Genomic DNA, 17,082 nt, shown 5'->3' with positions numbered 1-17,082 from the left:
TCCTCGCTTTTACTCTGGTGTGTTCACTAAGTTATAATTTTCAATAGCACTGTTTATCTGTTCCGCCATGGCATCGGCGGCTTCATCTGGTGTAACGACTCCGTTCAGCATATTTTCGATTTCATTCTCTACAATCTGACGGGCTTCAGGGAAGACACTTAAGAATGCCCCTTGAGATTCTGGATTAGAATCGTGCAGCTGATCAAGTGCTGTCTGAAATTGTGGAAATTCTTCAATATTCTGCTTAAAGACTTCTTCTTCGTGTGTAGCGGTTGTGATCGGGAAGTAGCCTGTTGCAGCAGACCATTCAGCCTGGATTTCCGGTGAAATCAGGAACTTGACGAATTCCCATGATGCCTGAGCTTTTTCTGCGTCTTCACTTTCCATTGCCCATAAGGATGCGCCCCCGATCGATACGCCACCTTCATCGCCTTCTTTAACAGCAGGCAAGTAAGCTGTGCCGACTTCGAAGTCTCCGCCTACTTCATTAAGGATGCTGGCCAGTCCAGATGTTGAGGCTAATGTCATGGCTGATTGCCCAGAAACGAATTCAGGAGTTCCGCCATCTCGTCCGACATTTGGTGCAGCTTCGCTTTCGTACAGGGCATACCATTCTTCTAAAATGTTCAACATGGCCCCATTATCAACAAAGGACACTTCTGTTGGTGCGTCTTCACGTCCATTGCCATTATTCACCAGCTCTAACCCCTGTTTAGCTGTAAACTGTTCAACTAACCAGCCGTATATCGTTAATGAAATCGGCATAGATGCTCCGCCTTCATTAACCAAGGCATCGTGCATGTCTTCAATTTCTGCTAGCGTTGTTGGGGCTTCTTCTATGCCAGCTGCCTCGAACATATCGACGTTATAATATAAAAGGGGGGTTGATGAATTAAACGGCATAGAGTACAGCGTGTCTTCTGCTGTGTAGTAAGCGGCAATATTTGGTTCGATTTGAGAAATATCATAGCCTTCTTCATCGATAAACTGCTGCATCGGGATCACTAATCCTGAATCCAGCATATATCGTGACCCTATATCGTATACTTGCACCACATCAGCTTCCAGGTTTCCTAAAGAGGCACTTCTCAGTTTGGTAATGGCGTCATCATACGTTCCCTGAAACTCGGAAACGACTGTAATATCCAGCTCATTTGTTTCGTTAAAGGTTTCAACCAGCTGATCAACTGCAACACCCAGATCTCCACCCATAGCGTGCCAGAACATGATCGTCTGGCCTTCGCCAGTGGCTTCATCTGATACTGTTTCTGATTCTGGTGCCGGAGCGGCTCCATCTGACACAGCTTCAGTTTCCGTATCATTAGTTGTGCATCCTCCTAAAGTAATCAAAGCTGCTGCAGATAACGTCATCGTTTGAATCTTATTAGATAATCTCATTTTTTCTTTTCTCCTTTTAGTTGGGGTAGTTTATCCTTTAACTGAACCTGAAAATAATCCTTTTACTAATGATTTCTGTCCGAATACAAAGATAATCAGTGAGGGCACTAATACAATCACGACTCCCGCCAGCATTAAAACAATCGACTGAGAATCGACACTGTTCATCATACTGACACCTATTTGAACCGTGCGGTATCGATCTGACCCGCTCACCAGTAACGGCCACATATACATATTCCATGCATTGATAAAAGCATTGACCGATACTGCACCGATCGCCGGCTTGCTGAGGGGTAATAGAATCTGAAAAACAAACCGGATATTGCTGCAGCCATCCATTTTCGCTGACTCATACAAAGCAATCGGAAAACTGCGGTAAAACTGTCTGAATAAGAAAATGGTTGTTGCTGAGGTCAGAAAGGGAATAATCAATGCCCGGTAACTGTCAAGCCATCCCCACTGTCCTATTTGTAAGTAGTTTGATACGATGGTTGCTTCTCCGGGCACCATCAACGTTGCTAGAACTAAAGCAAAAATGAGTTCTTTTCCTTTTGATTCCAGAAACTGAAAGGAAAAAGCAGCCAGAGCGCCCGATATTAATTGACCGATCGTAATCGATAGTGCGACTACAAACGAATTGAAGATGTACTGCCCAAGTGGTGCCACGTTAAAAGCATCCCGGTAATTAGAAAACTGAAGGGCTTCCGGAAAGAAACTAAATTCGGAAGAGTAAACCTCACTGGCTGATTTAAGAGACATAGAAACTGCATATAACAGCGGGAACAAAACGATTATCATGACGATACTATTGATAATGAGCAAAAAGCCTTTTCGTATTCTGATTCTCGCTTCCTGTTTTCTGACTAAAGCCAATTGTTCATTGTCCAGGACGAAGGGTTCTGTTTCTTCCATATTGATATCCACTTTATGCCTCCTTTCGCTGGGTTCTAAACATAAAGACTGTCAGAATTGCAATGATTATGAATAAGATGACCGACTCAGCTGAAGCCATTCCGAACCTGAAGTTCAAAAATGCGTTCCGGTAAATGTCATGCACGATGACGTTTGTTGATTCACCTGGTCCACCCGATGTCAGTATACGGATCTGACCGAACGACTGAAACGCTCCGATGACATTGATGACAATGATGTAAAAAGAGATGTGTTTGAGTCCCGGTAAGGTGATGTATAAAAACTGATTCAAGCCATTTGCTCCATCAACTGATGCACTTTCGTAGAGACTTTCATCTATGTTAGACATGCCGGCACTAAAGTACAGGAAATTGATTCCGCTATTCAGCCAGCCTGTCAGGACTGCGACACTGATCAGAGCCCACTGCGGATTTGCCAGCCAGCTAATATTAGTTCCTAAAATCTGATTGACTGCTCCGATTCGCTGGTTAAGCATGATGCTGAAAACCATCGCTATCCCACTTGAAGCAACAGCCATCGGCATCGCATAAACAGTTGAAAACAGGCGTATGCCTGGAAAAGACTGATTGCAGAGAATTGCAGTCATAAAACCAAATCCCATTCCCAGAACCAGTACGATCAGAACATATTGGACCGTAACGATCAGACTGTTTTGAAAGGAAGCTGATGTCAGCAAGTCTGTATAGTTTTGAACGCCTATAAAAACGCGTTCGATCCCCCGATTGTCTGTTAAAAAGAAACTTCTGTAAATCGTTCTTAGAAATGGCCAGTACGTGAACAAGAAAAAGATGATCAATGCTGGAATTAAATAAATATAAGCTTCTATATTCCATTTTTTCCGCGCACCTCTTTTTTTCAACCCCTCCCCCTTGTCATCAAGTAATGGTTGATTGAATTCCATAGTTTTCCCCCCATTCGAATATTCCTGCTCTTTCATCTTTACTTTTTCTTTGCTACACAAAAAGCTTAACAACGGAGTGTAAATTCGAGCACATTGTTCAGACGTTTTTTGGTAAACAATGTAAATTATCAGTTGTTATGTAATGGTTCTGTATAGACTGTAAATAATGGCTTGAATCTATGGCATTTGATGCACCTGTCCTCTATCATTAATTGTTCAGACTATCTGCATGGGGGGATCTGCTTGAGTATAAAAAGAAAAGGAAGGCTATTTGGGGTCTTTGTCTTGCTGACGTTGTCACTAAAATGGACCCCATTTGATCAGCCGACTTTACCAGCAGACTTCCTGCTGATAGCCCACCGAGGAGCGAGTGCCTATGCCCCAGAGCATACCCTTCCTTCATATCAGTTAGCGTATGATTTGGAGGCGGATTATATTGAGATTGATCTTCAGCAGACTCAAGACGATGTTCTTGTGGCTTTTCATGATGAAACGATAGAACGGACAACTAATGGAACTGGGGCAGTCTCAGATTACACTTATGAGGAATTAAAGGCTCTGGATGCCGGCAGCTGGTTTAACGAGGCATTCCCTGAACAGAAGCAGTTTCAAGAAGAAGGAATTGTAAGGCTGGAAGATATAGTTGACGAGTTTGGCAAGGAAGTGAAGTATTATATCGAAACTAAACAGCCCTTTACTGATGGTCAGTTGGAAGGTCAACTGGTGCAGCTATTAGAAGAATATGGGTTACTGGAAAATGTTGCAGTCACCCGGCAAGTGATTCTCCAGTCCTTTAGCGAAGAGAGCCTTCTCACATTACACGGATTGGATCCGGATATCCCTCTTATTCACTTGTATCATTTCAAAAAAGAGCCAGCAGAACTTAGTGCAGATGAATTCGACAGACTCGCTTCCTATGCTTCAGGTATTGGTGTTAACCAGTCTGCTCTAACCCGAGCCTTTGGCGATCAGGCCGCTGAATGGGAATTGGACCTTCACGTCTACACAATCAATACCTACAGCGAAGCCATAGACGCTTACAAAAAAGGAGCCGATGGAGTATTTACTGATAATCTTCTGGAGTTTATCGATCCGCTTGATAATGAACTATAAAAACACATTCTCTTTAAACAAAAAAAGCCAGGACTGACGCTTAAAGCGTCAGTCCTGGCTTTTCATTGTTCAATAAATATATCCTTACGGCAGTAAATGTATTAAGACAGTTAAAAAAGAAACGATCATCAGACTGATTTTCACATGGTTAAATCAGTTCATTTTGACTGCTGTTCTGTCATCCAGTAACTGTTTAATCTGGTCAAAATTAAAACCATACATGAATTTCTTTGACCCCTTTTTAATCAGCTGAAGTTCCAGGCTGCCCACCCGACTGCTGCTAAAGAAATCATCAGCAGCTGCATGATCAAGGCAATGACAGCTAGTTTCCGAATCCATCTATCAACCGGATGTGTCTTGGAGTATATCAGGACATAGGATGAGAAACCGATTCCCACTACAGGGACAATATACGACAGTAAGACAAGGACGGAAAATTTCAGATCTTCACTCGTAAATCTGTTTTCACTACTTTTCATCGCGTCAGACTCCTTCTACTCAAAATACTACCTATTATATCACTTGCGCCTCACCCTTACCCTTTTTCTACGAGACAAAAGAGTGAATAAAGCAAATAGTGAAAACAAGGCAATATAAACTATTCTTAGATTAATAAGTGTCTGATTAATGGAAAACTCATAGGCATAATTATACAGCAATAAAAATAGAATGAACGAAAAGGCCATAGCTCTGGTTGAATTTTCTTTTTTCATAAGAATGGTCTCCTTTTAGGAACCGTTTTGTTTGTTTATATATTACCATACAAAATGACTAAACTACCTTATTGATGGACTCGATGACAGAAAAAATTAAAATGCCGCTATCTGATCTGCTTGTATGGTTTTTAGTCGATCAGGATAATCGGTGATAATCCCGTTTACTCCGAGTCTATTAGCGGTTTTTAAATCGTCCACCTCATTAACTGTCCAGGTATTGATCAGCAAACCAAACCCTTTCGCCATCAGGATGTTTCTAGGATTTAAACTCCCTTTTTTTAAATGAATATAATCGGCATTTAGGTCATCCGCTAACTGGATACTCTTTTCCGTGCAGGAGTGAAGCAGCAGCGCTGTTTTCAGACTGGGCATAAAGTGTTTAACTCTCTGAATGTATTTACTATTAAAAGAAGAAATAATCAGGTTTTCTTCCAGATCAAATTGACGAATAATACTGACAACCTGCATCTCCAGTCCATCTTCAAGCTCATCTTTACTTTTTAATTCAATATTTGTCAATAGCGCTTTACCTTGTACCCACGAGAGATACTCCTTTAGGGTGGGAATATACTGCTGTTTTTGATCACTCTGAAGTGGGTTCGTGATTGGGATAGCCTGTAGTTCCTTCACAGTCAATTCGTTGACTTTTCCAGTTCCGCTAGTCAGTCTGTCAATTGTTTCATCATGGAAGATAACAGCTTGACCATCTTTGCTCATACGCACGTCCAGCTCTATCCCATCAGCACCTGCTTCATAGGCCTTTTCAAAGGCAAGCAGTGTATTCTCCGGGTAACGTCCGCTGAACCCTCTGTGAGCTAGGTTTAAAGTTCTCATATGACTACCGTCCTTCCCCTTGGTTTGTCACCCTCATTCTATCTTGTTTACTATTCAGATGCCACATTACCGCTTTGAACAAGGATACAAAATAGAGTAAAAAAAATGACTACTGAATTAGAGCAGCACACTCCAAAACAGTAGTCATTCCCTATTTTTATTTGATTAAAGATATTAAATTAGTCATTTGCCGGTAAATCTTCGACAGAGTCTATATCCATATAGTCTGGCACAACCAGTCCTATCAGGGTACCGGTCATGTTGACTCCTAGATCATCAATATTTTCACCGTACGTATCCATAAAGGAGCCATGCGTCGTTGGAAGCCACGGGGCTAAACTTGCATCGCCATCTCCAGTTCCTATAGCCTGAAACATAATGACCGGATCGACATTTGTAATGGTGACATCGTATCCCTGTTCCTCCAAAATAATCTGCATGACATGAGCAGAAGACCGTTCAGTGTCCCATGGCGTCGAAATAAGTTGGATAGAGTCCCCATCGACCATGTCTACACCAGCAACCAGTTCATCAACATAATCCCGATTAGCATCTACCCAACCACCTGCAGCCTCTTCAAAAGGAAGATCCTGTGCCGCTAGAATAACACCCTGCATATCCTCTGTTTCCCAGTGGAAGTTGTCCAGTATTTCATAGGCTTCAGGCATATCTTCTGCCAGACCTTCTCTCGCTATCGTATGTACATCTTCTTCTTCTCCAAAGGTATTTTCAGGATCATCCAAGAATTTTAGATTATATTCCTCAAACTTCCAGTGCGGAATCCATCCTGTCACAACAATCGGTTCTTCATTTTGAATGGCCTGATCAAGAGAAGTAATCATTCCGGCAGTTGAACTTGTCTCAATCTCCCAGTTACTTAAATTGTCGTAATCAACCGTCAAATTATCAGCCAGCTCCATGGTTCCAGCTCCCGGTTCAATTCCCGTCACCGTGTAATTCAGGTCTTTTCCAAGATCCTCGGCACCCTCTGCACCTGTATCTCCATTACATCCCAGTAATAAAAATGACAGCGGTAGTAGTGTTAACATCTTTCTGTTTCCTTTAATCATTGTTTCCCTCCTATGTTTTTGTCAGTTTTCAGCCTGTCCTCAATGCACTGACAGTATCCTTGCTTTTATTATGTAAGGATTCAACTTAAAACAGACACGTTTATTAGCCTAACATAGATAGTTGTATCAATCAAATGATAATAAAACAGAAAGAAACCCGAAAGCATCCTCTAATATTCAGGATACTTCCGGGTTACTTCACTATTTAAATTTATTCTGCTGGAACCGTCATATTCAGGTGTTTTGCAACGCCTTCGGCCAGTTCAGGTGTCACCTGGTTGAATAATTTCAGTTGACGTTCGACGATCTGCTGATCACGGACGCCGCTTAAGTGGTCCGCAAAGTTCTTGTAAAGACGCCCACGTTCGTCTTCGCTCATAACGTCTAAAATTAACTGACGCGGTTGAGAGAAATGATCACTCTGGTCGTGAGGAACGCTGTTAGCTTCACCAGACACTTTGAAGGGCTTGATATTGTCTTCTTTAGATTCTTTAATCTCATCATAGCTGTTTGGCTCATAATTTACTGCGCTTCCGCCATTGTGATAAGCCATCGAACCGCCTCGCTGGTGATTTCTCACTTCAGCTTTTGGTGAGTTGATTGGTAGCTGGTTATGATTCACTCCCACACGGTAACGGTGTGCATCTGCATAAGCGAATAAACGTCCTTGAAGCATTTTATCAGGAGATGCCTCAACACCCGGTACAAAGTTTCCTGGTGAGAATGTAGACTGTTCAACTTCTGCAAAGTAGTTTTCAGGGTTACGGTCCAGAACCATTTTACCCACTTCGATCAATGGATAGTCTTTGTGAGACCATACTTTCGTTACGTCAAACGGATCATAAGCATATTGAGCCGCCTCATCTTCCGGCATGATTTGAACTTTCAACGTCCATGACGGGTGGTCTCCTTCTGCAATCGCATTGAAGAGGTCTTCTGTGTGATAGTCCGGGTGCGTTCCGGCAATTTGGTCGGCTACTGCAGGGTCCATGTTTTTGACACCCTGATCTGTTCTAAAGTGATATTTAACCCAGAACGATTCGCCTTCTTTATTCACCCATTTAAATGTATGACTGCCATAACCGTGCATATGACGCAACGTAGCTGGAATACCACGATCACTGTGTAATATAGTGATCTGGTGCAGTGATTCTGGAGATAATGACCAGAAGTCCCATACCATATTCGCTTCTTTCAAATTTGTCTGCGGGTTACGTTTTTGCGTGTGAATAAAATCTGGAAACTTAATCGCGTCACGGATGAAGAAAATAGGTGTGTTGTTTCCAACAATGTCATAATTTCCCTCTTCAGTATAAAACTTGACTGAGAACCCACGTGGATCGCGAACAGTATCCGCTGAACCCATTTCACCGGCGACGGTAGAGAAACGGATAAACATTGGCGTTTCTTTTCCTTCATCAGAGAACAAGTCTGCTTTGGTGTAGTTTGCAATTTCTGGATTTGTGACAGTAAAACGCCCATGGGCACCGGCACCTTTTGCATGTACCACACGTTCAGGCACACGTTCACGGTTAAAGTGAGCCAGTTTTTCCAGCAAATGAACGTCTTGAATGAGAGTTGGGCCATTCTGCCCTGCAGTTTGTGAATTCTGATTGTCTCCTACTGGTGCTCCAGTAGATGTTGTCAGCTTATTATTTTTTTCAATCATTATATGTATCTCTCCTTACTTTTTATCGACTACTATATTATAATAGATATAATCTGCCAAATACAATAGATTATGTAAAAGTTCTCCGTTTTTTCATTAATAGTCTAATTCTAGTTGAAATAAGGGGTACTATATGTTAATTTTATAGTAATGAATTTAATCCATCATTATACATAAGGAGATTGGTCTATATGAAAAAAATCAACACAAAAACACTTTTGTCAGCTTTATCTGTGCTTGTCACTATGCTGTTAATCGCTTTATTTACTGAATTAATGCCAGCTTACAGTGAACATGGTCGTTCAATGCTCGTCGGAACCCTTGCTTACATAGCAATGGGTGGTATAGTTATTTCCAAGCCAATGAATAACAAACATATCGCTATCGTATCAGGTATTATGAGTGTTGGCTTTATTGCTACTCACATTCTCATTGAAGCTGCTTTATTCTCATCTATCGGAATAGCAGCTGTCACTAGTGTCTTCGGATATGCAGCTATTGCAGCTTTCGTCTTAGCGGGCGCAGCTTATCTGGTCAGTCGCTTTAAATCGCTGGAAAACTTCAGCTTATACATTAACGGATTCATGACGACCGGTGTAACCCTTGTTTATTACCACGTGGCTTCACTGGCACCCGTCAGATCCTCAGCATTATTCTTCATCCCGTTCACACTGTTCTTTGTCTGGACAGTTGCTCAATACGGACTTGAAGTGTCTGAAGTGTTCAAAACACGTAGACAGACGGCTTAATATGTAAACTTTAAAGCTCACTCTTTCTGTAATCTTACAGAAAGAGTGAGCTTTTTTGTAATCTTGAGAGCTGAGAAGTGACTTATGAAATTCAGCTCTGTAACACTGTCTGAACTTCTTTTTATAGAGAAAAAAGTGAGTTCATATTCTGTTAACCTTAATGAACTTCATCGAAAAGAAAATCTGTATAATTTATACAGTACTTACCAGGCTATACTCCGTTTTTCGTCGGTAAAATGCAGTTCATTCTGTTAAGCTTCTCAGAACTGTAGGAAAGTAATAGCTGTTCTGCTATTTTACGGTAGTTTTTTGACTAGTCCTCTAATTTTATTTTGACGTCCATTTGTACTCTCTTAATACCGCATAAATAATAACAGCAATTGCTGCAGTAGTCCGTATGACTAGCTCTGTAACACTTCTATCATCATCAAAAAACAGCATGGGAATTAGAAGAAACAACCCGCTCATGATCAGTAGCCCGATATATACTCTGCTGTTTTTGTTTACCTCTGTTTTCAGTTCCCACCCCAGATACAACATGGACACTAATGTAACCACAGCCAATGCCGTCACAATCCATGAAGTCATTATAGGATAGAGCACGAGGTACAGATTCGAAAGGAGAATCCTCACTGGGCCCATTATGGATCATGATCGGCATCCCGCTAACCGCTATTCTTGTTGCCGCAGGTTTGAGGCAGTTTCAAAAACACAAAAGAGCCTCTGAAGAAGCTGATGACGAAGAACAGAATTTTGATAAAAAAGATGGCTAAATTTGTACTCCTAAACAACTCTGCAACCTGTCTGAAACCCTTTATTATAATAAGTATAGCGAAGAAAACAGTTTTTCGCTATTTTTTGGTAGGGGTCCCAAAAAATATAAAGCTCAATTTTTTATGTATCCTTATCCGATCCCTGTCGAAACTCTTCACTGAAAAAAGACTTGAAAAGTTTCCCTATAAGAAGACTGATGACAAATCCCATTAGAAATTTAACTATCAGTGGCAGCTCACTTATCGGATTAATACTGACTACCTGACTGACTATAACCACTGACAACCCTACTTGAAATCCGAATAAGTATCTGTCTTTTCTGGACATCTTCCCACTCCATGCGCGTCATCCTTTACTCATTAAGAGTAACATAAATAGGAACTCAGACAAGCTGGCTCCTCTTTAATGTTTTATCCTTTTATCAGACTTTTTTCTTGACGGGTATCCATATCTCGCAGAACAAATCGTCTTCACTATTGGCAGGATACAACTCAAAATCGGTATCATCGAGCATTTCATAATCAGATCCGGGCAGAAACTCTTTAAAAATTCTTTCCCAAGTCTCCCCAATACAGTCTGGGGTGTCGCCTATACATGAAAAAACGGCCCATAAAGTCGGATTTACATCCCAAACCTGGTAGCCTTCCGGGACACTGCTTCCGTTATATACCATGCCTATGCCATAATCGAAATAGTCACTGCCTTCAGAAATAGGGGCACATACACCATAAAAATCATTTGTTGCTGCGTGAGCCTTCAATATATCGTACACATTCGACTTCATGCTTTCCTCCCAGAAACCAGGAATCTCATTAACCTCTTCACCAGCTTCATTGACTGACTCATTTGGAAACTGCTTTACTTTGGCAATCAACTTGAACGGTTCTTTTTCTACGATTCTGTAGTTCATGATCGTTCCTCCTTCTGTCGTTAATTTAATGACGAGGCGGTTGAAGCTGTTGAGTTGCGTGCCCGCTTTCTTGGCTTTACTCGGCGACACTCCATGAAACCGGCTGAATGCTCTGGAAAAACTTTCAGGCGTTTCATAGCCGTATTTGTGTGCTAATTCAATAACCTTTACGTCAGACAGGGTAATCTCCTGGCCAGCCATCGATAAACGTCTATTACGGATGTATTCACCCGGGGTCACATCTGTAATCAGACTGAATACTCTCTGGAAATGAAAGTTAGACAAGTAGACATGTCTGGCTGCATCTCTGTAACTGATATCCTCCAGCAAATGGTCTTCCATGTATTGAATAGCTTCCTGAATCATTATGAAATAATCCACTTAACTCACCTCATCCATAGTATAGTTGGATTTATTGGTACTATCATGACCGGAATTGCTCGATTTTGTCGGATTATTTCTATTTCTCTGCTTCTATCTTTTATGTATACCATAACCCGCTCTAGATTCAGTAGGCTAAACACTATAGTGCAGGACGTACTCATTAAACTCTTTATTGAAGGAATGGTCCGCGAACCCGAGATTACGGAGCAGTTTCCCCATCGCATCATTCCCCTTTACGTAATCCGCAATCAGGACAGTATATTGTGGGTCCTTTTCAGCCATTTCAATGACTTTTTGAATGGTTTGCTTGCCGTAGCCTTTGCCTTGGTACTCTTTGTCGATCATCAGTCGCCAGATCATCATTTCCTCTTCTTCCGCATCCAAATCCAACAGCAGAAACCCGACTAGTGTGCCATCGGCTTCAATTGCATAGGGAAAGACGTCGTCATTTTTCCGGTAAAGATAACACTCTGCCAGTGACCGCACATTAGGCGCGACAAACTGGCTTTGACTCTCCTTAACTTCAAGTCTGATAACGTGTTCAAAATTAGCTTCTTCAACTGGAACAAATTCAAGCATTAATATCCCTCTTTCCTTAGACTCTCAAAGTCTCAACCACTCACATTATTTTTTCACTTTAAATACAAAGAAATCCGGTTTTCTTAAATCTTCTTCGAAACTTGGATACTGCTCTATCTGTTCTCTGGACGGTTTGGGTTCAACCAGTTCTTCTACGGTGAACCCAGTTTTGATAAGCGTATTTATATAGGTCGACACTGTCCTGTGAAAAGCAAAAACAGGGTCATTGGTTCCAAAACGCTGTTCGAATTGCCTTTCTTTAAAGTAGTCATCTATTTTCCAGTGCAGTTTCTCGCCTTGTTCATCTTTTTCCCACCGACTTTCAGGGGTGATAAAGCAAGGGTGCAGAATTGAAAAGACAAAATGCCCCTCACTTTTCAGGACCCGATATAGTTCATTCAGTGCCATAGACAAATCTGATACATCTTGAATGACCATATTGGACACCACAGCATCAAATTGACTGTCCGTAAACTGACTGAGATTTTCCAGGTTTGCCTGTTCATACTGAATGGATTCACCTTCAGTTGTTCTCTCTGCAGCCAGCTCGATCATTCGATCTGAAAAATCGACCGCTGTAACAGTTGCTCCGTTTCCAGCCAGCAGACGACTGAGGTACCCTTCTCCACACCCGGCATCCAAAACTGTCTTTCCCTTTATCTCTCCAATCAACCTCAATAGATTCGGAGTCAGCAATACTTCTTTATGTAAGTCTCCGTACTTTTTGGTCATCTGGGCATAGTCATCCGCGAATTCATTCCATCTGCGCTTGGATTCATTTGTCAGTTGCTCATTCATGTCTCTACCTTCTTTCTGTCAGTCTTGATCCTATGTAACATAAGTATCCAGCGACTCCCCAGGGTCATACTCATAACAGTTTACGGCAGCGTAGGCGAACGGATCAACGGTGTCAGCCTCTATTGAAACAGTGTTATACTGACTGATTAATCCATCAATCACTTTGGTGTAAAAAGGCAGATAGGATTTAATTGCTTCACTCTCTCTCCCACCGATATAGCCTATTTCAATTTCGTCATTGTCTTCTATCCCGTAACAAAGGATATACGCCTCAATCCTGTTGTTAGCGATTAGAAGCATCGACTGCCGTTGATCCAGCTCTTCAAAAATAAGATTTCTCCAGCTAATTACGGATATAGTCTCATTTAAAGGATTTATTGCTTTGTGAGTGAGTTTATAATTCTCTAGCTGCAGGGACACTAATTGTACCTTAACGGTTTCATCTACCTGTTCAACTGATCTAACTACCCCTTTAACGACTGTTGATCTGGTGGCTGAAACTTTTTTAAGGTCTGGCGTGTAGCACTTTCTGGCCAACTTAAATTCTAAAGACTTTAAGAATAAGGTACCTTCCTTATTCTTTGAAGATATCGCAGCCTGAAAATCAGAGGTGTCAGTTTTCTCCTTTAACTCATTGACCAGATCTGTTCCTAATCCCTGCCTGCGGTATACAGTATCAACATACACGCCAATATAATCTCTATTAGGGTGTATCTCATTTGTGTAAAGACTAGCCACACCAACAACTTTGCCAGAGGTTATGGCTACCACTGTTTTCTCTGCATTGTTTCCCCAGACTAAACGTGCAGTATTGTCTTTCAGTAATCGAGAAACGTCTTGAGCATATTGTTCATCATAATCAATGATCATCTTCTAAACTCCTCATTTTTATACTTACATCACTTAGTGTCTTATAATTAATCTTACTTTAGAGTGTTTTCTTTAAGGTCACACAAGGTACCCCATCTTCTTCGTAGACGCCTGGCTCCCTTCTGTACCCCAGTTTTTCGTAAAAACCCGCGGCGCTTAGTTCACCATGAATGACAGAAGTGTGACACCCTTCATTTTTTGCATACTTCTCCAGCTCAGTAATAACGAGGTCTCCAAACCCCTTATTCCGGTAGTCTTTTAAAACCGCAATTCGGCCAGGACGGACAGCATGGTCGTCTGTCTTCAAGAATCGACCCGTTGCGACAGGCTGATCCCCATCATACACTACTACGTATACCGTCTGGTCGTGATCGTGTCCATCGAACTCATCTTCAAGAGCAATTCCTTTTTCCAATACAAAAACCGACATTCGAATATAATATGCAGCTGCCTGATTCCAGTTCTCATTACCTATATGTATTTTCATGGCTTGTCTCCTCTTTTACACGCCTTTTTCCCGATATAATTATTATGCATGACCTCCATTATAAAGTACAACGGTTTCCTTAATCTATTAGTTATTTCTGCAAATGTGTGAGATTATTAAACTGAACCATTTAGAACAGTTTTCACCACGTTTAACTCATTTACAAAAAATTAAAGATTAAGAGGGATAACATGAGAAATATTAAATTGACAATTGAATACGATGGAGGCCGTTACTTAGGATGGCAGAGGCTTGGTGATTCAGACAAGACGATCCAGGGGAAAATCGAAAATGTCCTGTCACAATTGACAGGTACTGATGTTGAAATTGTAGGGTCTGGACGAACAGATGCCGGAGCTCACGCAAGAGGACAAGTAGCTAACTTCAAGACAGAATCCGATATAGAGCTACCAGCTATGCAGGAAACCCTGATTCGCAACCTTCCTCAAGACATTATTGTCAAAAAGATAGAAGAAGTGCCCGAACGGTTCCATTCACGCTACAACGCCAGTGGAAAACAATATAGCTATTATGTATGGAACGAGACTATTCCATCTGCTTTTGAACGGAACTACAGTTTTCATTATCCTGAGCAGCTGGACCTTGAAAAAATGCAGGCAGCTTGTCAAAAACTCATAGGCACTCACGACTTTATCGGTTTTTCAGCACTTAAAAAAACGAAAAAGTCGACAGTCAAGACAATCAATAACATCACGATCGAAAAAGAAGGAAGTCTTTTGCATTTTACATTCGTGGGAGAAGGATTCCTGCATAAAATGGTCAGGGTCATCACTGGTACACTATTAGAAATCGGTGCAGGAACCATCGAACTAGACAGTATTGATGAAATATTCGAGAGTGGCATTAGAAGCGATGCTGGAATAACAGTACCTGCGCAGGGGTTATTTTTGGATGAAGTGTATTACGATTAATGATTACCGACTTGTTAACTTGCACTTTAGAAAGGGATGGTATAGGTGAACCTGAAAACTAACTTTATCCATAAACTTTTCCGACTATCTTTTGTCTCACTCTTTTTTGTAATGGTCCTAGCAGGCTGCCGGTCAAATGATTTATTTGGTGATGAATCAGAAAACGTATCATCTATAGAGGTAAGGGATTATGATGCCAACGAACTGGTTACCGTAATAACTGATCCTCAGATAATAGAACCACTAGTGGAAGAGCTGGAACATGCTTATACAGGTTCGACCGCTAACATGGATTTAATGAATCCTGAATACCTCCTATTATTTCTGGACAGTGACGACCACATCATTCAAGAATTTGGTTATTATATAGAAGAACTGAGTCTTGGGGTAGTCGGTCGCTATCATAGCAGAGAGCTAGGGGCTCTGCTCTCAGTCACCACAGAACTACACATAGAAGAAACCGAATAAACTTTGAAAGACCTTCAACATAAAGGAGATGCCTTTTTGCCCGTAGCTGAAACCGTGCAGCTCATGGTTGGTTTTCGGAAGTCTTTTGATTTCCTTAATCAGTCTAGTTGTTGTGCTGATAAAGCTCAACAATGACAAAAAAATAACCGTCCTTAACTTTAGCGAGTTAACGGTTATTTTTTAACTAAAAACTATGCTACCGTCTTTAACGGTTCTACACAGAGAATGAATTTACAAGATCACTAACTTAATATCTACGCATTTTCAGAAACAAAAATTAAACTTTCAACAAATTTGTCGTTAAACTTAGATTTTTCCTTTAAACTTGACACTCAACTATAGAAAGGTGATAATCATGCTTATTAATAAACTAGAAAAAAAATAAAAAATCCAAATTGCTTCTAACAGGTCTTTCTGCTCTGATGCTTTCCACAGTTATAACTCCAGCCGTTGTTTCAGTCCAAGCAGCTTCAGGACCAAACATTGATTCATCTGCTGAGAGTATTCTAATTGATGATCAACTAGAAAAAGAACTTGCATTTAACATTAATCAATATATATTGGAAAATGACATAGGTCCAGAGCCTTCAATGATCCAACCCAACTCTGTATCTTTGGGACTATTAGCAGCACTAACTTTGAAATACGGTTCTGTTTTTGTGACAACAACGCTACCAAAACTTGTCTTCTCTACTGTAGGTCTAAGTGGAACGATTAGCCAAGCAGCATTTATTAGAATTTTCAACAATGCACTAACTGCTTCGTCTCAAACTGCTTTCAATAGAATAATGGCAAATGGTTTAAGATCTGCAGGTGTAAATGCAAGTACTGCTGAATCTATAGCTGGATCTATTTCTGCTGTTGTATTTCTATTTTTATAAACAAACTAGTTTGACTTTTTTTACAAATTATGAACATTAAGGTGTTGAATATGAATAAAACTAAAGATACTTACTCTATAAGTATATTATTAGGCTTATTGGGTATAATTTCGTTTATTATGGTCACATCAAGCCCTAATATAGATAGTTTTCTATTAGAATTGACTATTGGCTTAGTAATAGGTGGTCTAATGTCATATGGATATGAAATCGTCAAAGTACTATATGAAAAAAAAATAGCTAAAAAAATTAAACGACACATAATTATCTATGGAATTCCCATCATGCTATTTGTTTCTGTTATTAACTATTTTTATAGTTCACTTCTTGCTTCTGCTGTAGGAGCAGTTATGAGCTTCTTATTAGTATCTTCAATCTACAAAAAATACTAACAGCATAATGGTAAAAGGAATAAATGGATTTGTAATACTCAAAAGCACTCGCCGGCGAACCGACTGAACGGTTCGAAGGCAAGTGCTTTTTTGTGATTTCATAATACTTATTGTTATTGATTTCTTTGTAAATTTCAAGTTTAAGTTAGCCACTTGTTAAAAATAATTTTCATGTGAAATTTAGCGTTCATTTTCCTTGTAGAGAGGGCTTGATAATGAGC

22 protein-coding genes are annotated in these 17,082 nt (G+C 40.6%); 8 read left to right on the top strand and 14 right to left on the bottom strand.

Going from position 1 to position 17,082, the window contains the following annotated elements:
• Nucleotides 1-9: 9 nt before the first annotated feature.
• From CLV38_RS04225 to CLV38_RS04215, 3 genes are read right to left on the bottom strand one after another with little or no spacing between them, the layout of a single operon-like run.
• The gene (locus CLV38_RS04225; RefSeq protein ID WP_106191967.1) at nucleotides 10-1,398 is read right to left on the bottom strand and encodes an ABC transporter substrate-binding protein; all 1,389 of its coding nucleotides are present in this window, start codon (nucleotides 1,396-1,398) and stop codon (nucleotides 10-12) included.
• Between the two features lie 30 nt (nucleotides 1,399-1,428).
• Nucleotides 1,429-2,325, bottom strand: a complete 897-nt coding sequence (locus tag CLV38_RS04220) for a carbohydrate ABC transporter permease (protein ID WP_211295416.1) — start codon at nucleotides 2,323-2,325, stop codon at nucleotides 1,429-1,431.
• 1 nt (nucleotide 2,326) lies between these two features.
• Complete coding sequence (locus tag CLV38_RS04215; RefSeq protein WP_106192163.1) at nucleotides 2,327-3,235, bottom strand: carbohydrate ABC transporter permease; 909 nt, start codon at nucleotides 3,233-3,235, stop codon at nucleotides 2,327-2,329.
• A gap of 243 nt (nucleotides 3,236-3,478) precedes the next feature.
• On the opposite strand from CLV38_RS04215, the gene CLV38_RS04210 reads away from it, so the two are divergent.
• On the top strand, nucleotides 3,479-4,348 hold the full coding sequence (locus tag CLV38_RS04210; protein WP_170068810.1) for a glycerophosphodiester phosphodiesterase family protein: 870 nt from the start codon (nucleotides 3,479-3,481) through the stop codon (nucleotides 4,346-4,348).
• Between the two features lie 245 nt (nucleotides 4,349-4,593).
• Here the strand turns inward: CLV38_RS04210 and CLV38_RS04205 are convergent, their stop codons facing one another.
• The 4 genes from CLV38_RS04205 to CLV38_RS04185 form a co-directional block, all read right to left on the bottom strand.
• A complete protein-coding gene (locus CLV38_RS04205; RefSeq protein WP_106191962.1) occupies nucleotides 4,594-4,827 on the bottom strand; it encodes a hypothetical protein in 234 nt (77 codons plus the stop codon).
• A 330-nt stretch (nucleotides 4,828-5,157) separates the two neighbouring features.
• Nucleotides 5,158-5,898 (bottom strand): glycerophosphodiester phosphodiesterase, encoded by a 741-nt coding sequence (locus tag CLV38_RS04195; RefSeq protein ID WP_106191957.1) that lies wholly within the window; start codon nucleotides 5,896-5,898, stop codon nucleotides 5,158-5,160.
• A 179-nt stretch (nucleotides 5,899-6,077) separates the two neighbouring features.
• Nucleotides 6,078-6,968: a glycine betaine ABC transporter substrate-binding protein gene (locus tag CLV38_RS04190; RefSeq protein WP_106191955.1), complete on the bottom strand. Its 891-nt coding sequence runs from the start codon at nucleotides 6,966-6,968 to the stop codon at nucleotides 6,078-6,080.
• A 211-nt stretch (nucleotides 6,969-7,179) separates the two neighbouring features.
• Nucleotides 7,180-8,637 carry a catalase gene (locus tag CLV38_RS04185; protein WP_106191952.1) on the bottom strand — a complete coding sequence of 486 codons (1,458 nt, stop codon included), beginning with the start codon at nucleotides 8,635-8,637 and terminating at the stop codon, nucleotides 7,180-7,182.
• Nucleotides 8,638-8,828: 191 nt separating this feature from the next.
• Between CLV38_RS04185 and CLV38_RS04180 the strand changes: the two genes are divergently transcribed.
• Nucleotides 8,829-9,386: a hypothetical protein gene (locus CLV38_RS04180; RefSeq protein ID WP_106191949.1), complete on the top strand. Its 558-nt coding sequence runs from the start codon at nucleotides 8,829-8,831 to the stop codon at nucleotides 9,384-9,386.
• Between the two features lie 327 nt (nucleotides 9,387-9,713).
• Here the strand turns inward: CLV38_RS04180 and CLV38_RS04175 are convergent, their stop codons facing one another.
• Nucleotides 9,714-9,974, bottom strand: a complete 261-nt coding sequence (locus tag CLV38_RS04175; RefSeq protein ID WP_146128988.1) for a hypothetical protein — start codon at nucleotides 9,972-9,974, stop codon at nucleotides 9,714-9,716.
• Nucleotides 9,975-10,036: 62 nt separating this feature from the next.
• Here CLV38_RS04175 and CLV38_RS14040 point away from each other — a divergent pair, with 62 nt between their 5' ends.
• Nucleotides 10,037-10,159: a hypothetical protein gene (locus CLV38_RS14040; RefSeq protein ID WP_281260042.1), complete on the top strand. Its 123-nt coding sequence runs from the start codon at nucleotides 10,037-10,039 to the stop codon at nucleotides 10,157-10,159.
• Between the two features lie 121 nt (nucleotides 10,160-10,280).
• Here the strand turns inward: CLV38_RS14040 and CLV38_RS04170 are convergent, their stop codons facing one another.
• The 6 genes from CLV38_RS04170 to CLV38_RS04145 form a co-directional block, all read right to left on the bottom strand.
• A complete protein-coding gene (locus CLV38_RS04170; RefSeq protein ID WP_106191943.1) occupies nucleotides 10,281-10,487 on the bottom strand; it encodes a hypothetical protein in 207 nt (68 codons plus the stop codon).
• 94 nt (nucleotides 10,488-10,581) lie between these two features.
• Nucleotides 10,582-11,451, bottom strand: a complete 870-nt coding sequence (locus tag CLV38_RS04165) for an AraC family transcriptional regulator (protein ID WP_106191941.1) — start codon at nucleotides 11,449-11,451, stop codon at nucleotides 10,582-10,584.
• A gap of 135 nt (nucleotides 11,452-11,586) precedes the next feature.
• Nucleotides 11,587-12,033, bottom strand: a complete 447-nt coding sequence (locus CLV38_RS04160) for a GNAT family N-acetyltransferase (protein ID WP_106191938.1) — start codon at nucleotides 12,031-12,033, stop codon at nucleotides 11,587-11,589.
• Nucleotides 12,034-12,078: 45 nt separating this feature from the next.
• Nucleotides 12,079-12,831, bottom strand: a complete 753-nt coding sequence (locus CLV38_RS04155; RefSeq protein ID WP_106191935.1) for a class I SAM-dependent methyltransferase — start codon at nucleotides 12,829-12,831, stop codon at nucleotides 12,079-12,081.
• A gap of 30 nt (nucleotides 12,832-12,861) precedes the next feature.
• The gene (locus tag CLV38_RS04150) at nucleotides 12,862-13,701 is read right to left on the bottom strand and encodes a GNAT family N-acetyltransferase (RefSeq protein ID WP_106191933.1); all 840 of its coding nucleotides are present in this window, start codon (nucleotides 13,699-13,701) and stop codon (nucleotides 12,862-12,864) included.
• A 58-nt stretch (nucleotides 13,702-13,759) separates the two neighbouring features.
• Nucleotides 13,760-14,188 (bottom strand): GNAT family N-acetyltransferase, encoded by a 429-nt coding sequence (locus tag CLV38_RS04145; protein ID WP_106191930.1) that lies wholly within the window; start codon nucleotides 14,186-14,188, stop codon nucleotides 13,760-13,762.
• A 191-nt stretch (nucleotides 14,189-14,379) separates the two neighbouring features.
• Between CLV38_RS04145 and truA the strand changes: the two genes are divergently transcribed.
• From truA to CLV38_RS04120, 5 genes are all read left to right on the top strand, one after another.
• On the top strand, nucleotides 14,380-15,120 hold the full coding sequence (gene truA / locus CLV38_RS04140) for a tRNA pseudouridine(38-40) synthase TruA (protein WP_106191928.1): 741 nt from the start codon (nucleotides 14,380-14,382) through the stop codon (nucleotides 15,118-15,120).
• 45 nt (nucleotides 15,121-15,165) lie between these two features.
• Complete coding sequence (locus CLV38_RS04135) at nucleotides 15,166-15,588, top strand: hypothetical protein (RefSeq protein ID WP_106191925.1); 423 nt, start codon at nucleotides 15,166-15,168, stop codon at nucleotides 15,586-15,588.
• A gap of 67 nt (nucleotides 15,589-15,655) precedes the next feature.
• Nucleotides 15,656-15,772, top strand: coding sequence for a putative holin-like toxin (locus CLV38_RS13950; RefSeq protein ID WP_281260041.1), 117 nt, complete (start codon nucleotides 15,656-15,658; stop codon nucleotides 15,770-15,772).
• Nucleotides 15,773-16,010: 238 nt separating this feature from the next.
• Nucleotides 16,011-16,469, top strand: a complete 459-nt coding sequence (locus CLV38_RS04125; protein ID WP_106191920.1) for a hypothetical protein — start codon at nucleotides 16,011-16,013, stop codon at nucleotides 16,467-16,469.
• Between the two features lie 50 nt (nucleotides 16,470-16,519).
• A complete protein-coding gene (locus CLV38_RS04120; RefSeq protein WP_106191917.1) occupies nucleotides 16,520-16,861 on the top strand; it encodes a hypothetical protein in 342 nt (113 codons plus the stop codon).
• The last annotated feature ends 221 nt before the right edge of the window (nucleotides 16,862-17,082 follow it).

Source organism: Alkalibacterium olivapovliticus (assembly GCF_003003275.1).
GTDB classification, from domain to species: Bacteria; Bacillota; Bacilli; order Lactobacillales; family Carnobacteriaceae_A; genus Alkalibacterium; species Alkalibacterium olivapovliticum.
This window is presented reverse-complemented; position numbering and strand designations above follow the sequence as displayed.

What these genes read in the sequence shown, in the direction of transcription:
- CLV38_RS04225 (WP_106191967.1), bottom strand. Translation starts at nt 1,398, where the DNA reads ATGAGATTATCTAATAAGATTCAAACGATGACGTTATCTGCAGCAGCT.
- CLV38_RS04215 (WP_106192163.1), bottom strand. Translation starts at nt 3,235, where the DNA reads ATGGAATTCAATCAACCATTACTTGATGACAAGGGGGAGGGGTTGAAA.
- CLV38_RS04205 (WP_106191962.1), bottom strand. Translation starts at nt 4,827, where the DNA reads ATGAAAAGTAGTGAAAACAGATTTACGAGTGAAGATCTGAAATTTTCC.
- CLV38_RS04195 (WP_106191957.1), bottom strand. Translation starts at nt 5,898, where the DNA reads ATGAGAACTTTAAACCTAGCTCACAGAGGGTTCAGCGGACGTTACCCG.
- CLV38_RS04190 (WP_106191955.1), bottom strand. Translation starts at nt 6,968, where the DNA reads ATGATTAAAGGAAACAGAAAGATGTTAACACTACTACCGCTGTCATTT.
- CLV38_RS04185 (WP_106191952.1), bottom strand. Translation starts at nt 8,637, where the DNA reads ATGATTGAAAAAAATAATAAGCTGACAACATCTACTGGAGCACCAGTA.
- CLV38_RS04180 (WP_106191949.1), top strand. Translation starts at nt 8,829, where the DNA reads ATGAAAAAAATCAACACAAAAACACTTTTGTCAGCTTTATCTGTGCTT.
- CLV38_RS04175 (WP_146128988.1), bottom strand. Translation starts at nt 9,974, where the DNA reads ATGACTTCATGGATTGTGACGGCATTGGCTGTGGTTACATTAGTGTCC.
- CLV38_RS14040 (WP_281260042.1), top strand. Translation starts at nt 10,037, where the DNA reads ATGATCGGCATCCCGCTAACCGCTATTCTTGTTGCCGCAGGTTTGAGG.
- CLV38_RS04170 (WP_106191943.1), bottom strand. Translation starts at nt 10,487, where the DNA reads ATGTCCAGAAAAGACAGATACTTATTCGGATTTCAAGTAGGGTTGTCA.
- CLV38_RS04160 (WP_106191938.1), bottom strand. Translation starts at nt 12,033, where the DNA reads ATGCTTGAATTTGTTCCAGTTGAAGAAGCTAATTTTGAACACGTTATC.
- CLV38_RS04155 (WP_106191935.1), bottom strand. Translation starts at nt 12,831, where the DNA reads ATGAATGAGCAACTGACAAATGAATCCAAGCGCAGATGGAATGAATTC.
- CLV38_RS04150 (WP_106191933.1), bottom strand. Translation starts at nt 13,701, where the DNA reads ATGATCATTGATTATGATGAACAATATGCTCAAGACGTTTCTCGATTA.
- CLV38_RS04145 (WP_106191930.1), bottom strand. Translation starts at nt 14,188, where the DNA reads ATGAAAATACATATAGGTAATGAGAACTGGAATCAGGCAGCTGCATAT.
- truA (WP_106191928.1), top strand. Translation starts at nt 14,380, where the DNA reads ATGAGAAATATTAAATTGACAATTGAATACGATGGAGGCCGTTACTTA.
- CLV38_RS04125 (WP_106191920.1), top strand. Translation starts at nt 16,011, where the DNA reads ATGCTTTCCACAGTTATAACTCCAGCCGTTGTTTCAGTCCAAGCAGCT.
- CLV38_RS04120 (WP_106191917.1), top strand. Translation starts at nt 16,520, where the DNA reads ATGAATAAAACTAAAGATACTTACTCTATAAGTATATTATTAGGCTTA.